Raw genomic sequence first — 16547 nt, 5'->3', positions numbered from 1 at the left:
GGGTCTCCTCAAATTATATTGAGTTGTTTGGCAAGTTTATAATAATGTCCGTCGGTATCAACCAGACGTTTTTTCATACTGACTAAATCAATCGGAATAGGTTTATTGCTTGAATTAATAATAACGGCTTTATTTCTCATACCAGATTGAATACAGCGAACCACTTCATTCGCCATAATGGTACCCTGATAAATCTCCTCACAGGTCGGGTCGCCACTGCGTAAACCGTAACCAATGATGGTTTTGCGGATACGCACGCCAATACGCGGTTCGAGTTGTTTTATCATGGTATCTATTGCGCCCTGAAAGCCCGGAGAGTACTCGCGGGTGTAGCCTTCAGAGCACAGAATAACGACGCTATTCTGGCTAGCCAGTTTTTGCTTAATACGCTCTGCCAGAGCGTCCAGAGGGATCTGCGCTTCTGGAATCAGCGCAATATCGGCGTTCGATTTTATCGCCGATTGCAGCGTTAACTCGCCGCAATAACCGCCCAGAATCTCCGCCATAAAAACGCGCCCGGGAAGGGCCCTGCCGGTATTTCTTAAGCGCGATACTTCTTTGATAATTTGCTCGCAGGCGGTAGAAAAGCCAATGGTGTAGTCGCTGCCATAAACATCATTGTCGATCGTCATACCGACGCCAAAACAGTTAATATCAAATTCGCTGAGCGTATTCAGGAATTGCAGACTGCCATCACCGCCAGCCATAATCAGCACATCAATCCGTAACGACTTTATTTTCTTCGCAATGGTTTCGTACTCACTGCGCTGTAAATTTCGCGCTGTACGGCCAGACGTAATAAGTGGAATAGAGGAAATAGAAAAATCTACTAAATCGGACCAGGAGACCTCCCGATGATTTTTATCTAATAAACCCGGTATGCCACCGTTAAATAGCGTGATCTGTGCACAGGCAAGTCTCGCGACCTGGAAAATAAAATTATTTATTCCAGAGACATCTCCACCGCTAATGACAATACCGATTTTCATCTTCTGCCCTCACCTGTTTCCGTGAAAGCATTTTTCCCTGACTTCAAGACCTCTATTTGCAACGAAGATCACATAATAGCGATAATTTAAGTCAGGCCTAATATTGACACATAATAAAAAACGGTGTTTTTTGTGATTTAAATCTCATTTTTAAAATGAGATCACAACGACACTTACTAATTAAAAACTTTAATTATCAGGAAGTTATTTTATGGGCAAATACCCGTAAATAAACAAATGGTTTTCAGGGTTAGTGACGTTTTTATGAGAGAGCAAAAATGTGAACATCGACACATAATTTTGTCTTAAGAAGGGAGTGATGCGTGGGGATCTTTAGCAGAAACAAAAAAAGCGCCCCTGGGGCGCTCTTTCTACAGGTGCTTTTCGCTTATTTATTCAGCTGTGCGGTCATGTGCACACGGTTACCGGTAAACGCTTCGGTAATTTTATAAGACGATGCCCCTGCAGCCTGTGCCTGAGCGGCGATTTTAGCTTCTGCACCATCCATTGTGGAGGCTGTTGCGGTCACGGTCTGAGCAGCGAAGGTACCGAAAGAAGCGGAGAGTGCGATAACTGCGACAAAAGTTTTGATGCTTTTCATGATATAAACCCTTTCACTTGGTTGTTTAGATAAGGCGTGTTGCCTTGATGTGATAAATAGTAGGCCACATTCTCATCAACTAATAGCGGAATGATTTGCATTTATCTTTCAATTTTTTTGAGATAAAAAATGTTATTAAGTCAGGATCTAAAAGGTTTACTGGAGAGTCGAAGAAAACCGCTGTCGGCGGGCGACTGGCTCCTCCATCAGGGGGAGATGCAAAGCTATTTTTACTATTTGCATCATGGTGTTGTTCGCGCGGTTTATCACTCAGACCAGGGCGTGGAGCGGGTAAAAGAGTTCTATTTTTCGGGGGAGTGCTGCTTTTTATATCTCAACTGGTTAACGGCTACCCCTGCTGATTACAGCCTGCAGGCGCTCGCGGCGGGAGAGGTCAGTGAAGTTCCCCTCTCTTTTCTGGATGCCGCCGAAAATCAGGACTGCAAAATGCAGTTTCTCATTCAGCAACTTATCTACAAAGAAAAAAAGGAGCAGATGCTGCTGCTCAATACCCCTGAGCAACGCTATCGGTATATTCAGAGCCAGTTCCCGGGCTGGGAGTCACAGCTTACGCAACGGGATCTCGCCAGCTATATCGGGATTACGCCAGTCAGTCTTTCGCGCATTCGCCAACGTCTTAACAAAGGTTAACGCCATCGCCGATGGCGTCACTTATTGTTCCGCCATTCATTTGTGCAATGGCGTCCGTTATGACCACATTTCTTGTTTCCCAGATCCTTGCTGGCATCAGTTTTGGGCTGGATATTTCTGCCTTTCACTTTCGTCATCGAACCATGACGCTCACCCTTCTTGCTGGCTCAACCAGCCTGCTGGCGCTCCATTTTTATCTGCTGGAGCAACCTGTGGCATCCGGGTTGATGACGATTGCGGCTTGCCGCTTTACGGCAGCGATCCTGACGCAGCGCCTATGGGCAATGTGGGTATTTATGGCGGCGTCGTTAATCTGTAGCGCCTGTTTCTGGCAGGGAATGACAAACCTGTTGCCGTTGGCCGGCAGCCTGCTGATGACCTTCGCCTCTTTTCAGGATAAAACCAATAAACTGCGAGGATACACGCTAGGAGGTAGTTTATGCTGGGTGCTAAACAATGTGATTGTCGGTTCGCCGATGGCTATCATCATGGAGATGGCGTTTTCAGGCAGCATTTTGCTGGCTGCCTGGCGTCATTACTCCGTCAATAAGCGCTCTGGGTGGGTATAAATCGTCGCTCTGCCCGGCTTGCAAAAACCCACCAGCGTCAGGTTGCAACGCTCGGCAACTTCCACCGCCAACGTAGTAGCTGCAGAGACCGCAAACAAAATCTCAACGCCACACATGGCTGACTTCTGCACCATTTCATAGCTGGCGCGACTGGAAACCAGCGCAGCGCCTCGCTGCCAGCGCATGCCTTCTTGCGCACGATGGCCCAGCAGTTTATCCAGCGCCACGTGGCGGCCCACGTCTTCATGCCCGCCCGCCAGTTCACCCGATGGCATCACCCAGGCCGCCGCATGGGTGCAGCCCGTTTCACGACCAACCGGTTGCACATCGTTTAAGTGTCTGAGCGCATGGTCAAGGTGGGCCAGGTCGAAGGTCTGGCTGAAAGGTAGCGGCTGAATAGGCTTACCGATATCGTTAAGCTGTTCAACGCCGCAGACGCCGCACCCGGTACGCCCGGCAAGCGCGCGACGGCGCTCTTTGAGCCCCATAAAGCGACGGCTGGAGAGTTCGATTCTGACTTCCACGCCGTTACAGGCCGGCACCACGTCCATGCCGAAAATTTCACGCGGGTGTTCGATAATGCCCTCAGACAGAGAAAAGCCAATCGCAAAGGCTTCGAGGTCTTTCGGCGTCGCCATCATCACGACGTGGGAAATGCCGTTGTAGACCAGCGCAACGGGAACTTCTTCAGCAAGAATATCCTGTGTCGGTTGCATAATTTTTGGCCTTCTGAAGACGGAACGCTCGACCGCGCCAATTAGCTGCAACGAGGGTTCGACTTCATCTTTAACATTAAACACGGCAAGTACTCTGAACGACTTCAACAATAAGGGGCGTCTATTCCATCACAACAGGAGGGAATTGAGGCTTATTATGGATCAACTTTGTGGTGCAATAACGCACAGTGCGCATTTTTTAGCGACATTCTGCTACAAAAAGTCTGTGTAAACTATAGGTACTACCTTGTGGTTATCTTCGTTAATCACCCGCCAAAGTAACGCGATAAACTGAGTTAAATGTGATAAATCTCACGATTCAATGTTAATCCGCGCAAAATCCATTCACCTATCATTAACCGCATTGGAACAAGCCTACCGATATTGTGGTATTCTGAACCAAAGCCCTCCTGGAACTGAGGGCATCTTAGTATTCAGAATCTTCGTCTGACTACGACGGAGAACAACTACAAGCAATGACAATGTCGAAACAAGGAGCGATCCATGCAGGTCAGCAGAAGGCAGTTCTTTAAGATCTGCGCTGGCGGTATGGCAGGAACCACGGCAGCCGCACTGGGCTTTGCCCCAGGCATCGCACTCGCGGAAACACGGCAGTATAAATTGCTGCGCACCCGTGAGACCCGTAACACCTGCACTTACTGCTCTGTCGGTTGTGGGCTTTTAATGTATAGCCTCGGCGACGGCGCAAAAAACGCAAAAGCCTCAATTTTCCACATCGAAGGGGATCCGGATCACCCGGTAAACCGCGGCGCGCTGTGCCCGAAAGGCGCAGGCCTGGTGGACTTTATCCACTCTGAAAGCCGTCTGAAATACCCTGAATACCGCGCTCCTGGCTCCAATAAATGGCAACAAATCAGCTGGGATGAAGCGTTCGACCGCATCGCCAAGCTGATGAAGGCCGACCGCGACGCCAACTTTATCGAGAAAAACGAAGCAGGCACCACCGTTAACCGTTGGTTGACGACCGGTATGCTGTGCGCCTCTGCTTCCAGTAACGAAACCGGCTTCTTAACACAGAAATTCACCCGCGCGCTCGGTATGCTCGCGGTCGACAACCAAGCGCGTGTCTGACACGGACCAACGGTAGCAAGTCTTGCTCCAACATTTGGTCGCGGTGCGATGACCAACCACTGGGTTGACATGAAGAACGCCAACCTCATCGTCGTGATGGGTGGGAACGCGGCAGAAGCGCATCCGGTGGGATTCCGCTGGGCGATGGAAGCCAAGATCCATAATGGCGCGAAGCTGATTGTTATCGACCCCCGCTTTACGCGAACCGCGTCAGTGGCGGATTTCTACGCCCCAATTCGCTCCGGTACCGACATTACCTTCCTGTCGGGCGTGATGCTGTACCTGTTGAATAACGAAAAATTCAACCGCGAGTACACCGAAGCCTATACCAACGCCAGCCTTATCGTGCGTGAAGACTTTAGCTTCAACGACGGCCTGTTCAGCGGCTACGACGCCGAAGCGCGTAAGTACGATAAGACCTCCTGGAACTACGAACTGGATGAGAACGGCCACGCGAAACGCGATACCACTCTCACCCATCCGCGCTGCGTCTGGAATCTGCTGAAACAGCATATTTCCCGCTACACGCCGGAGATGGTAGAGAAGATTTGCGGTACGCCAAAAGCCGACTTCCTGAAAGTCTGCGAGTACATCGCAGAGACCAGCGCGCACGATAAAACCGCCTCGTTCCTGTATGCACTGGGCTGGACGCAGCACTCCATCGGTTCGCAGAACATCCGTACCATGGCGATGATTCAGCTGCTGCTCGGCAACATGGGTATGGCAGGCGGCGGCGTGAACGCCCTGCGCGGCCACTCCAACATCCAGGGTCTGACCGACCTCGGCCTGCTGTCGACGAGCCTGCCGGGCTACATGACGCTGCCAAACGAGAAGCAGACTGACCTGCAAACCTACCTCACCGCCAACACGCCTAAACCGCTGCTGGATGGTCAGGTGAACTACTGGGGCAACTACCCGAAATTCTTCGTCTCGATGATGAAGACCTTCTACGGCGATAAAGCGACGGCGGAAAATAGCTGGGGCTTTGACTGGCTGCCGAAGTGGGACAAAGGGTACGACGTCCTGCAGTACTTCGAGATGATGAACGAGGGTAAGGTCAACGGCTATCTGTGCCAGGGCTTTAACCCGGTGGCGTCATTCCCGAACAAAAACAAAACGGTCGCGGCGCTTTCTAAACTGAAGTTCCTCGTCACCATTGACCCACTCAACACCGAAACGGCGACCTTCTGGCAAAACCACGGCGAGTCGAACGATGTTGATCCGTCGAAAATCCAGACTGAAGTGTTCCGCCTGCCGTCCACCTGCTTCGCCGAAGAGAACGGTTCTATCGTTAACTCCGGCCGCTGGCTGCAGTGGCACTGGAAAGGCGCGGACGCCCCGGGGGATGCCGTCACCGACGGTGAGATCCTGGCCGGCATCTTCTTACGCCTGCGTAAGATGTACGCCGAAGAGGGCGGCCCAGTACCTGAACAGGTACTGAACATGAGCTGGAACTACTCAACGCCGGATGAGCCTGCGTCTGAGGAAGTGGCGATGGAGAACAACGGTAAGGCGCTGGCCGATATTATCGACCCGGCCACCGGCGCGGTTATCGTGAAGAAAGGCCAACAGCTGAGCTCGTTCGCCCAACTGCGCGATGACGGTACCACCGCCAGCGGTTGCTGGATCTTCGCCGGTAGCTGGACGCCGGACGGCAACCAGATGGCGCGTCGTGATAACGCCGACCCATCCGGCCTTGGCAACACGCTGGGCTGGGCCTGGGCATGGCCGCTGAACCGTCGCATCCTGTATAACCGTGCCTCCGCAGACCCGCAGGGTAACCCGTGGGATCCGAAGCGCCAACTCCTCAAATGGGACGGCGCGAAATGGGGCGGCGTGGATATTCCGGACTACAGCGCCGCGGCACCGGGCAGCAACGTTGGGCCGTTTATCATGCAGCCGGAAGGGATGGGTCGCCTATTTGCCCTCGATAAGATGGCTGAAGGTCCGTTCCCGGAACACTACGAGCCGTTTGAAACGCCGCTGGGCACCAACCCGCTGCACCCGAACGTCATCTCTAACCCTGCCGCTCGTATCTTTAAAGGTGATAGGGAAGCGTTGGGTAAAGCGGATAAGTTCCCGTACGTCGGTACCACCTACCGTCTGACCGAGCACTTCCACTACTGGACCAAGCATGCGCTGCTTAACGCCATCGCACAGCCGGAACAGTTCGTGGAGATTGGTGAGAAGCTCGCCGATAAGCTCGGCATCGGCCATGGCGATACCGTGAAGGTCTCCTCTAACCGCGGCTATATCAAAGCCAAGGCGGTGGTGACCAAGCGTATCCGCACGCTGAAAGTTGACGGTAAGGATATCGATACCATCGGTATTCCAATCCACTGGGGCTATGAAGGCGTGGCGAAGAAAGGGTTTATTGCGAATACCCTGACTCCGTCCGTCGGCGATGCGAACTCGCAGACGCCGGAATTCAAGTCCTTCCTGGTGAACGTGGAAAAGGTGTAACGGAGACGACCTATGGCTTATCAATCGCAGGACATCATCCGTCGTTCCGCCACTAACGGTTTCACTCCCGCGCCTCGCGCGCGGGATCACCAGGAAGAGGTGGCGAAGCTTATCGACGTGACCACCTGTATCGGCTGTAAAGCCTGTCAGGTGGCCTGTTCAGAGTGGAACGACATCCGTGACGAGATTGGCAGCAACGTCGGGGTGTATGACAACCCGGCGGATTTAACCGCCAAATCCTGGACGGTAATGCGTTTCTCGGAAGTGGAACAGAACGACAAACTAGAGTGGCTCATCCGTAAGGATGGCTGTATGCACTGCGCCGACCCGGGCTGCCTGAAGGCATGCCCGTCGGAAGGGGCTATCATTCAGTATGCCAACGGCATCGTCGACTTCCAGTCAGAGCAGTGCATTGGCTGCGGCTACTGTATTGCTGGCTGCCCGTTCAACGTGCCGCGACTCAACCCGGAAGACAACCGCGTCTACAAATGTACGCTGTGCGTTGACCGCGTGAACGTCGGGCAAGAACCGGCATGCGTGAAAACCTGCCCAACCGGCGCTATCCACTTTGGTTCCAAAGAGGATATGAAAGTGCTGGCGGGCGAGCGCGTGGCCGAACTGAAAACCCGTGGTTACGACAATGCGGGCCTGTACGATCCGGCTGGCGTTGGCGGTACGCACGTGATGTACGTGCTGCACCATGCCGATAAACCGAATCTGTACCACGGTCTGCCGGAGAACCCGGAAATCAGCGCCACCGTGAAGTTCTGGAAAGGCGTCTGGAAACCGCTGGCCGCTATCGGCTTTGCCGCTACGTTCGCCGCGAGCATCTTCCACTACGTCGGGGTCGGTCCGAACCGTGCAGAAGAGGAAGAAGACAATCTGGATGAGAAAGACGATGAGGTGCGCAAATGAAAAAACGTGACACCATCGTGCGCTACACGGCGCCGGAACGCATCAACCACTGGGTCACCGCCTTCTGCTTCATGCTGGCGGCGATAAGCGGGCTGGGATTTTTCTTCCCCTCCTTCAACTGGCTGATGCAAATCATGGGGACTCCGCAGCTGGCGCGAATTCTGCACCCGTTTGTCGGGGTCATCATGTTTGCCTCGTTTATCATCATGTTTTTCCGTTACTGGCACCACAATCTAATCAATCGGGATGATATCTTTTGGGCGAAGAATATTCGTAAGATCGTCGTCAACGAGGAAGTAGGTGACACCGGGCGTTATAACTTCGGTCAGAAATGCGTATTCTGGGCGGCGATTATCTTCCTGGTGCTGCTGCTGGTGAGCGGTGTGATTATCTGGCGTCCGTACTTTGCGCCTGCTTTCTCAATCCCGGTGATCCGATTTGCGCTAATGCTGCATTCATTTGCCGCAGTGGCGTTAATTGTGGTTATCATGGTGCATATCTACGCCGCCCTTTGGGTGAAAGGCACCATTACCGCGATGGTGGAGGGATGGGTTACCAAAACGTGGGCGAAGAAACACCACCCGCGCTGGTACCGTGAAGTCCGCCAGAAACAGGAAAAGTCATCTGAATGAGTATTCGCATAATCCCGCAAGATGAGCTGGGTTCGAGCGAGAAACGTACGGCGGAAGTCATTCCGCCGTTGTTGTTCCCCAGACTCAAGAACCTCTACAACCGCCGCGCCGAACGTCTGCGCGAGCTGGCAGAGAATAATCCGCTGGGTGATTACCTGCGCTTTGCTGCGCTCATCGCCCACGCACAGGAAGTGGTGCTGTACGACCACCCGCTGAAAATGGATCTCACTGCGCGCATCAAAGAAGCGAATGACCAAGGCAAGCCGCCGCTGGATATTCACGTTCTGCCGCGCGACAAGCACTGGCACACGCTGCTGCAATCGATGATTGCCGAGCTGAAGCCAGAGATGAGTGGCCCAGCGCTGGCGGTCATCGAGAATCTGGAGAAAGCCTCCGAGCAGGAGCTGGAGCAGATGGCGAGCGCGCTGTTTGCCTCTGACTTTGCTTCCGTGAGCAGCGATAAAGCGCCGTTTATCTGGGCTGCTCTGTCGCTTTACTGGGCGCAAATGGCCAGTCTGATTCCGGGAAAAGCCCGTGCCGAATACGGCGAACAGCGCCAGTTCTGCCCGGTTTGCGGCTCAATGCCGGTCTCCAGCATGGTGCAAATTGGTACTACTCAGGGGCTGCGCTATCTGCACTGCAACCTGTGTGAAACCGAATGGCACGTGGTGCGCGTGAAGTGCAGCAACTGCGAACAGAGCCGCGACCTGCATTACTGGTCACTGGACAACGAGCAGGCTGCCATCAAAGCCGAAAGCTGCGGTGACTGCGGCACTTACCTAAAGATTCTCTATCAGGAAAAAGACCCGAAAGTCGAAGCGGTTGCCGACGACCTTGCCTCACTGGTACTGGACGCGCGAATGGAGCAGGAAGGGTTCGCCCGCAGCTCGATTAACCCGTTCTTGTTCCCGGGGGAAGGGGAGTAAATTCCCGCGCTAAACCGGGCTGCATTTTCGGCCCGGTTTACAGCGCATAGGGTAAAATCACGCCCGGAAGTCCCGCAAAATCCTTTGTATTGCGCGTCACCAGTTCCCGACGATGAACATGTGCAGTCGCCAGAATAATGGCATCGGGCAGTTTCATACCATACTCCTGACGTAGATTCACACTCTGCTCCGCAATCTCTTCTGTCACACCAATAATTTCAAATGCGCCCAAGGCAATTCGCGTTCGCTGCTCCTGATGAAAACGCTTTGCCCCGATCATGACCTCCATCCAGGTTATCAGGCTTATCGCATGTTGCGGAGGATAGGAGTCCATCGTCCGCTTCGCCTCCATCCGTCCGCTGAAGAGATCGATTAAAATATTGGTATCAAAAAGAACGGGTCTTTTCATCGCTACCACTCTTCACGGAGCTTACGTTCATACTCAACGCCATCTTCTTCACACTCTTGCCAGATCCCAAGCGCGCCCGAGATCATAAGCTCAGCCTGGCTTTGCTTTTCCAGATATTGCTCAACGGCTTCACGCAACAGTTCCGCACGGGGAAGATTTCGCTGCTGTTTAAGGATGTCGAGGCGCTTAATCACCTCATCCGACAAATCGAGAAGTATTCTGCCCATATCCCTTTCAACCATCACGCTCATATATACCTCCAGTATATCACCAGTGCTCAACAAGTGAACAAAATACACGTGATTTAAATGAGGTTATAGGCTGCAATGGAGAAATCGTGCATTTTTGCGAGCCGCTATCCACAATCACCACCCTACCCAATTTCCCCGTTTTCATTCGCGATAAACCAGGCTATAAAGCTGTATGTTTATACAGCAAAAAGGACATCATCATGGCATTGGAAAACGGCATTGCGCAGTTAGTTGCTGAGTTTATTGCAGCGGGTCGCCCCTCTTCACGCAAGCAGAATATTGATGACCGGAGAAAGGGGTATATTGCCAGCACAGCGCTGGCAGGCGAAAAAGAGATTCGCGTCAAATCAGAAGATATTGTGCTCGAAGAGATGACATTTCGCGTCATTTCGCCGCTAAATCCAGCATCGTCACTCCCCTGCATTGTTTACTTTCATGGCGGCTGTTTTGTCAGCGGTGGGTTTATCACCCATGATAATCAGCTGCGACAATTAGCCTGGCATAGCGAGTGTCGGGTCATTGCGGTGCAGTACCGGCTGGCACCAGAGCACACTTTCCCCGCCGCCCACGATGACGCCGAGCGCGGTGCCAACCTGATCCACAAATACGCGCAGCAGTTGGGTATTGACCGCCAGCGGGTAACACTGATGGGGGACAGCGCGGGCGCGCATCTGGCGCTGGTAACCGCGCTGCGCCTGAAAGCTTCCGCCGTGTGGGCTCCCGCGAAACTCGTGCTGATTTACCCTATGCTTGACGCAACATCCAGCTTTGCAAGCTATGTCAGCAATGGCCAGGACTACATCATTACCCGCGACACGCTGCTCTCCGGCTTTGAAATGTATCTTCAGGAACACGACCCACAGCACCCGGAAGCCAGCCCGCTTTGGCGCGATGATTTTAACGGCCTGCCGCCGGTGCATATCATCACCGCCGAGTACGATCCGCTGCGGGATGAAGGAGAAGCACTTTTTGAACGGCTCACCCGGCAAGGTGTGTCATGCACCAGCCAACGCTATCTCGGCGTTATTCACGGCTTTTTCCAGCTAGGTGGCATAAGTCAAACGGCGCGGGAGGCAATGCAGGACGTGGCCCGAAGGGTGGCGGGCCACTGAATATGTTGGGCGAAAAGAGATACCCTACTCCTCTTCGTTCCCGCCCTCGACATACGAACCGAATGGTTTTGCAGGCAGCACGATATAGGTTCCCTCAAACACCACGCCAGGGGTGTCATCGCCGAACAGTTCAACCTGCATCTGCACGCGCGCTTTACGCCCTCGGGCCAGTCGGTCCAGGTCGCCGCTTAGCGAGCCGAGGTCGGCGATGGCTGTCGGTTTACCGGTGATAGGTTTTCGATAGCGGATATGGGCATCGGCCAGAATAATAGTGCCGCCCAGGTGGCGTTCACGCAGCATCAGCCAGATAAGCCCCCAGCCGGTAAGCGTCGCCAGCGAAAAGAGGCTACCGGCAAACAGCGTATGGTGTGGGTTCTGGTTGCCGGTTTCCGGCATGGTGGTAATAAATTTCTGCCCGGTATACTGCTGGATGCGCACGCCCATTTTCTCGCTGAGCGGAATATGATCGTACCAGGCCTGCTGCAGCTGCGCACACCAGTCGCCGCGGTGCAGAATATCGTCCAGCGAGGCAACAGGTTTAATCATCAGGAAGTGGCGAACGGGGGTTGTCTGCGGGGTCGTTATCTCCCCTTCGTTCTTGAATCCTAGTTTGGAAAAGAACGGCACGGCGTCTTCACGCGCGCTACAGGTGACGCGTTTCACCCCTTCCTGGCGCGCGACGGACTCCAGCGTCATCGCGATAAGCGTCCCCAGCCCTTTATCCTGAACCTCAGGATGAACCGCCATAAAGCGGATAGAAGCTTCATTATCCGCATTGATATACAGCCGCCCTACGGCGACCAGCTTTCCCAGCTCATCAACCACCATCTGATGGTGCGCCATGGCATCCCAGGCATCACGTTCGGAACCTTTGGGCTGATGCAGGGGTTTACGCAGCATTTCCCAGCGGAACTGGTAATACTGCTCTAACTCTTCTTCAGTCTGCGGTACTCTGAGATGGTACATAATGGCACTCTCTTTTGTCGCCCACGTCCTAACGGGAAGCGTGGTCATACTTGTAACCAGAACGTCACGGGGCCGTCATTGACCAGCGACACCTGCATATCCGCTGCGAATCGTCCTGTTTGCGTGTTCATGTCCTGTTGGCGACAGCGTTGTACAAAATAGTCATAGAGCGCTTCGGCACGATCCGGCGCGGCGCCTTTTGAGAAGCCCGGGCGCATACCGCGTTCGGTATCGGCCGCTAGCGTAAACTGCGACACCACCAGCACGCTACCGCCGGCCTGCTGCACGTTCAGGTTCATCTTACCGTCCGCATCGCTGAAGATACGGTAACCCAGCACGCGCTCGCACAGGCGGTTTGCCTTCTGCTCGTCATCATCCTTCTCTACGCCCAGCAGCACCAACAGCCCCAGGCCAATCTCTCCCGTCACTTCATCCGCCACGCTGACGCTAGTGCGAGTGACTCGCTGAATTAATGCAATCATGATTCTTCGGCTTCTTGTTGTTCTGTTTTCAATTTTCGGTATTCACCGAGAGTGACAGTTATTTCGGCACCTAGCAAGACGATACACCAGGTCCAGTAGACCCAGACAAACAAAATGGGGATCACCGCCAACACGCCGTAAATCAGCTGATAGGATGGAAACGCGGTGATATAGAGCGAGAACACCTTCTTACCCAGTTCATGCAGTAACGCCGCTACCAGCGCCCCAATAATCGCATCACGATTCGGCACCTGGGTGGTCGGCACCACACTATAGAGCAGCCAGAACGACAGCCAGGAAAGCAGCAACGGGAAAACCCGCAGCAGGTTATCAATCACGCCGTTCAGTTCGCTGGCCCAGCGTAGCGACAGCAAATAGGAACTAATTGCCAGACTCACCCCGGCCAACAACGGCCCCAGTGTCAGGATCATCCAGTAAACGGCAAATGAGTAAACCTTTGGGCGCGTGCGCTTGCTCCGCCAGATAGTGTTCAAGGCGCTATCGATGGAGTACATCAACAGCAGCGCGGTAATAATCAGGCCGCAGGCACCAAACGCGGTCATCCTGTTGGAGTTGGCGACAAACTGCTCGATATAGCGCTGAATAACGTCGCCGGTTGCGGGCAGGAAGTTAGCGAACACAAAATGGCGAATCTGCAGGCTAACTTCCGAAAACATGGGAAATGCTGCGAACAGGGCAAAAATCACCGCCACCAGCGGCACAATGGAAAGCAACGACACGTAGGCCAGGTTGCCCGCCAGTGTCGTCATATTATCTTCTTCGATGCGCCGCCAGAGGAATTTACTCCACGCCACCAGCGGCCGGGTATGATGAATCAGTTTTTGATGAACGGTTTTTAGCATAACGACTTCATAAAATAGTTGGGTAGGGTTTCTCTCCCGGTCACCAGCACGCTGGTGATCCCCAACTGGTTAGCGCCCTCTATATTATCGGCGTTATCGTCAAAAAAGACCGCATCGGCAGCGGAAAAACCTTCCGACTCGAGTACGCGCTGGTAAATCCGTGCTTCTGGTTTACGCATTCCCATCTCCTGGGAGAGATAAACGTGGTCGGCAGCAGCATAGATTTCCGGGTATTCATCCGGCCAGAAAGTGGTGTGCAGTGCGTTGGTATTAGACAGGACGACGACACGATGCCCCTGCTCGCGCAGCGTTTTCATTATGTCGATAACTTCAGGGCGCAGCGCCACAAAAACCGCCTGCCAGCCATGGGCAAACTGCTCGTAGCTGAGCGGTAGCTCCATATCGTGGCACATGGCTTTTGCAAACGCTTCATCCGATATTTCACCGCGCTCATGCTGATGAAATACCTCTCCCATAGTGAAACTCTGCTTTAGCCGAGCCAGCGGAACGCGGGCGAGATCGCTCCACGTACCCAGAACACGGTTGAAATCAATGTCGACAATCACATTACCTAAATCAAAGATATAGAGCATTTTTGCCTCCGTTCACGCCGTGGAAATTTCACTCTAGCGGGAAAGGAGAACTTTGACCATGAACAAACGCGCTCTATTTCAAAAAGAAAAACCCCGCCATATAGGCGGGGTTTTAGGTCACGACAAAAGAGAGAAATTAATCTTCTTTTGGACCGCGCATCGCGCGTTTACGGTCATTTTCAGTCAGGTGACGTTTACGGATACGGATAGACGTTGGGGTAACTTCTACCAGTTCGTCGTCATCGATGAACTCCAGAGCTTGTTCCAGAGTCATTTTCTGAGCTGGGACCAGCGTGGTGGCTTCATCAGTACCAGAAGCACGCATGTTGGTCAGTTTTTTACCGGTCAGGCAGTTTACAGTCAGGTCGTTAGAACGGCTGTGAATACCGATGATCTGGCCTTCGTAAACTTCTGCGCCGTGGCCCAGGAACAGCTTACCGCGGTCCTGCAGGCTGAACAGTGCGAACGCAACCGCTTTACCCTGACCGTTGGAGATCAGTACGCCGTTCTGACGCTGGCCCACTTCACCCGGACGAACGTCGTCGTAGTGGCTGAAGGTGGAGTACAGCAGACCGGTACCGGAGGTCATGGTCATGAATTCTGAACGGAAGCCGATCAGACCACGGCTTGGGATCACGTAGTCGAGACGTACGCGGCCTTTTCCGTCTGGATTCATGTTTTTCAGGTCGCCTTTACGCTCACCCAGTGCCTGCATGACAGAACCCTGGTGCTGCTCTTCGACGTCCAGCGTTACGTTTTCGAATGGCTCTTGTTTACGGCCATCGATTTCGCGGAAGATTACTTTCGGACGGGAAACCGCCATTTCGAAACCTTCACGACGCATGTTTTCAATCAGAACGGACAGGTGCAGTTCACCACGGCCAGAAACGCGGAATGCGTCTGCATCCGGAGTTTCTTCAACGCGCAGTGCCACGTTGTGTACCAGTTCTTTCTTCAGACGGTCCAGAATCTGGCGAGAGGTAACGTACTTACCTTCTTTACCACAGAATGGAGAGGTGTTGACGTTGAAGAACATGGTTACCGTCGGTTCATCAACGGACAGTGCTGGCAGCGCTTCGACGTTCTGCGGGTCGCAGATGGTGTCGGAGATGTTCAGCTCGCCCAGACCGGTGATCGCGATGATGTCGCCAGCTTCAGCCAGGTCGCTATCGATACGCTCCAGACCCAGGTGAGTCAGTACTTTACCAACTTTACCGTTACGGGTTTTGCCTTCGCTATCGATGATAGTGATCTGCTGGTTTGGCTTCACTTTACCGCGTTTGATACGGCCGATACCGATAACACCAACGTAGTTGTTGTAGTCCAACTGGGAGATTTGCATCTGCAGCGGGCCATCCAGGTCTACGTCTGGAGCTGGTACACGATCAACGATGGTCTGATACAGCGGGGTCATGTCTTCCGCCATATTTTCGTGATCCAGACCTGCGATACCGTTCAGCGCGGAAGCGTAAACGATAGGGAAGTCCAGCTGTTCGTCGGTCGCGTCGAGGTTAACGAACAGGTCGAATACCTGGTCAACAACCCAATCAGGACGCGCGCCTGGACGGTCAACTTTGTTGATAACAACAATTGGCTTCAAACCATGAGCAAATGCTTTTTTGGTCACGAAGCGCGTCTGCGGCATCGGGCCATCCATTGCATCAACTACCAGCAGCACAGAGTCAACCATGGACATGACGCGCTCAACTTCACCACCGAAGTCGGCGTGCCCTGGGGTATCAACGATGTTGATACGGTAATCATTCCATTTGATTGCGGTGTTTTTCGCGAGGATGGTAATCCCACGCTCTTTCTCCAAATCGTTGGAGTCCATCACACGTTCTTGAGTTTCAGCACGTGCATCAAACGTACCGGATTGCTGCAGCAGCTTATCGACCAGGGTAGTTTTACCATGGTCAACGTGCGCGATGATGGCGATGTTACGCAAATTTTCGATCACAACTTTGCCTCGGGCATTAGAAATAGCGCGTTATTGTACACGGATTAATCGCACTACAAAACAGGATCACAGAGATCCTCCGCAAACAAGTATTGCAGAGTTCCTTTGTGATCGCTTTCACGGAGCATAAAAAGGGCACCTAATCACAATTTGCACCAATATGGTGCTCATCGCTTCAGGATAAGCACTATAATGGTGCAAAGACGCTATCGTGGTGCAGCCCTTTTGCACTATGGTGCGCATGATAACGCCTTTTGGGGGTGATTTAAAAGTTGGCACAGATTTCGCTTTGTATATTTCAGGGCAACAACGCCACTTTAAGCAGTGATTGAAGACCTCGTTACCACGACGACAATG

General features: G+C 53.1%; 17 protein-coding genes. 7 read left to right on the top strand and 10 right to left on the bottom strand.

Annotated features, from left to right (window positions below):
* Nucleotides 1-8: 8 nt before the first annotated feature.
* On the bottom strand, nt 9-989 hold the full coding sequence (locus FHC49_RS05145; protein ID WP_185668839.1) for a 6-phosphofructokinase: 981 nt from the start codon (nt 987-989) through the stop codon (nt 9-11).
* A 388-nt stretch (nt 990-1377) separates the two neighbouring features.
* Nucleotides 1378-1590: a YdgH/BhsA/McbA-like domain containing protein gene (locus FHC49_RS05140; protein ID WP_185668840.1), complete on the bottom strand. Its 213-nt coding sequence runs from the start codon at nt 1588-1590 to the stop codon at nt 1378-1380.
* A 129-nt stretch (nt 1591-1719) separates the two neighbouring features.
* Here FHC49_RS05140 and FHC49_RS05135 point away from each other — a divergent pair, with 129 nt between their 5' ends.
* Nucleotides 1720-2241, top strand: a complete 522-nt coding sequence (locus FHC49_RS05135; protein ID WP_220439054.1) for a Crp/Fnr family transcriptional regulator — start codon at nt 1720-1722, stop codon at nt 2239-2241.
* 59 nt (nt 2242-2300) lie between these two features.
* Entirely contained in the window at nt 2301-2810 is a 510-nt protein-coding gene (locus tag FHC49_RS05130; RefSeq protein ID WP_185668842.1) for a YgjV family protein, read from the top strand.
* Here FHC49_RS05130 and fdhD read toward each other — a convergent pair.
* Nucleotides 2777-3526 carry a formate dehydrogenase accessory sulfurtransferase FdhD gene (gene fdhD / locus FHC49_RS05125; protein ID WP_220439053.1) on the bottom strand — a complete coding sequence of 250 codons (750 nt, stop codon included), beginning with the start codon at nt 3524-3526 and terminating at the stop codon, nt 2777-2779. The two genes, FHC49_RS05130 and fdhD, sit on opposite strands and share 34 nt — an antisense overlap.
* 504 nt (nt 3527-4030) lie before the next feature.
* On the opposite strand from fdhD, the gene fdnG reads away from it, so the two are divergent.
* Genes fdnG through fdhE form a run of 4 tightly spaced genes read left to right on the top strand, consistent with a single transcriptional unit; the run spans nt 4031 to nt 9554 of the window.
* Entirely contained in the window at nt 4031-7081 is a 3051-nt protein-coding gene (gene fdnG, locus FHC49_RS05120) for a formate dehydrogenase-N subunit alpha (RefSeq protein ID WP_220439051.1), read from the top strand.
* A gap of 12 nt (nt 7082-7093) precedes the next feature.
* A complete protein-coding gene (gene fdxH, locus FHC49_RS05115; protein WP_035892321.1) occupies nt 7094-7996 on the top strand; it encodes a formate dehydrogenase subunit beta in 903 nt (300 codons plus the stop codon).
* Nucleotides 7993-8628, top strand: a complete 636-nt coding sequence (gene fdoI, locus FHC49_RS05110) for a formate dehydrogenase cytochrome b556 subunit (protein ID WP_220439049.1) — start codon at nt 7993-7995, stop codon at nt 8626-8628. The genes fdxH and fdoI overlap by 4 nt, the downstream gene beginning before the upstream one ends.
* Nucleotides 8625-9554 carry a formate dehydrogenase accessory protein FdhE gene (gene fdhE / locus FHC49_RS05105; RefSeq protein ID WP_185668846.1) on the top strand — a complete coding sequence of 310 codons (930 nt, stop codon included), beginning with the start codon at nt 8625-8627 and terminating at the stop codon, nt 9552-9554. Before fdoI ends, fdhE begins: the two co-directional genes overlap by 4 nt.
* A gap of 37 nt (nt 9555-9591) precedes the next feature.
* On the opposite strand, the gene FHC49_RS05100 is transcribed toward fdhE, so the two are convergent.
* Together FHC49_RS05100 and FHC49_RS05095 are read right to left on the bottom strand one after the other, a co-directional pair.
* Complete coding sequence (locus tag FHC49_RS05100; protein WP_185668847.1) at nt 9592-9963, bottom strand: type II toxin-antitoxin system VapC family toxin; 372 nt, start codon at nt 9961-9963, stop codon at nt 9592-9594.
* Between the two features lie 2 nt (nt 9964-9965).
* Nucleotides 9966-10208, bottom strand: coding sequence for a CopG family transcriptional regulator (locus FHC49_RS05095; RefSeq protein WP_220439108.1), 243 nt, complete (start codon nt 10206-10208; stop codon nt 9966-9968).
* A gap of 206 nt (nt 10209-10414) precedes the next feature.
* Between FHC49_RS05095 and FHC49_RS05090 the strand changes: the two genes are divergently transcribed.
* Entirely contained in the window at nt 10415-11326 is a 912-nt protein-coding gene (locus FHC49_RS05090) for an alpha/beta hydrolase (RefSeq protein ID WP_220439047.1), read from the top strand.
* A 24-nt stretch (nt 11327-11350) separates the two neighbouring features.
* Here FHC49_RS05090 and fabY read toward each other — a convergent pair whose 3' ends face one another.
* The 5 genes from fabY to typA form a co-directional block, all read right to left on the bottom strand.
* Entirely contained in the window at nt 11351-12292 is a 942-nt protein-coding gene (gene fabY, locus FHC49_RS05085; RefSeq protein ID WP_185668850.1) for a fatty acid biosynthesis protein FabY, read from the bottom strand.
* Nucleotides 12293-12336: 44 nt separating this feature from the next.
* A complete protein-coding gene (gene dtd / locus FHC49_RS05080; RefSeq protein ID WP_220439045.1) occupies nt 12337-12774 on the bottom strand; it encodes a D-aminoacyl-tRNA deacylase in 438 nt (145 codons plus the stop codon).
* Nucleotides 12771-13637, bottom strand: coding sequence for a virulence factor BrkB family protein (locus FHC49_RS05075; RefSeq protein ID WP_220439035.1), 867 nt, complete (start codon nt 13635-13637; stop codon nt 12771-12773). The genes dtd and FHC49_RS05075 overlap by 4 nt, the downstream gene beginning before the upstream one ends.
* The gene (yihX, locus tag FHC49_RS05070; protein WP_185668853.1) at nt 13631-14230 is read right to left on the bottom strand and encodes a glucose-1-phosphatase; all 600 of its coding nucleotides are present in this window, start codon (nt 14228-14230) and stop codon (nt 13631-13633) included. The genes FHC49_RS05075 and yihX overlap by 7 nt, the downstream gene beginning before the upstream one ends.
* A gap of 136 nt (nt 14231-14366) precedes the next feature.
* Complete coding sequence (gene typA / locus FHC49_RS05065) at nt 14367-16190, bottom strand: ribosome-dependent GTPase TypA (protein WP_035892308.1); 1824 nt, start codon at nt 16188-16190, stop codon at nt 14367-14369.
* Nucleotides 16191-16547: the final 357 nt, after the last annotated feature.

Source organism: Kluyvera sp. EC_51 (genome assembly GCF_019584505.1).
GTDB classification, from domain to species: Bacteria; Pseudomonadota; Gammaproteobacteria; order Enterobacterales; family Enterobacteriaceae; genus Kluyvera; species Kluyvera sichuanensis.
Note: the sequence above shows the minus strand (reverse complement) of the source record. Positions and strands in the feature narration are given on the sequence as shown.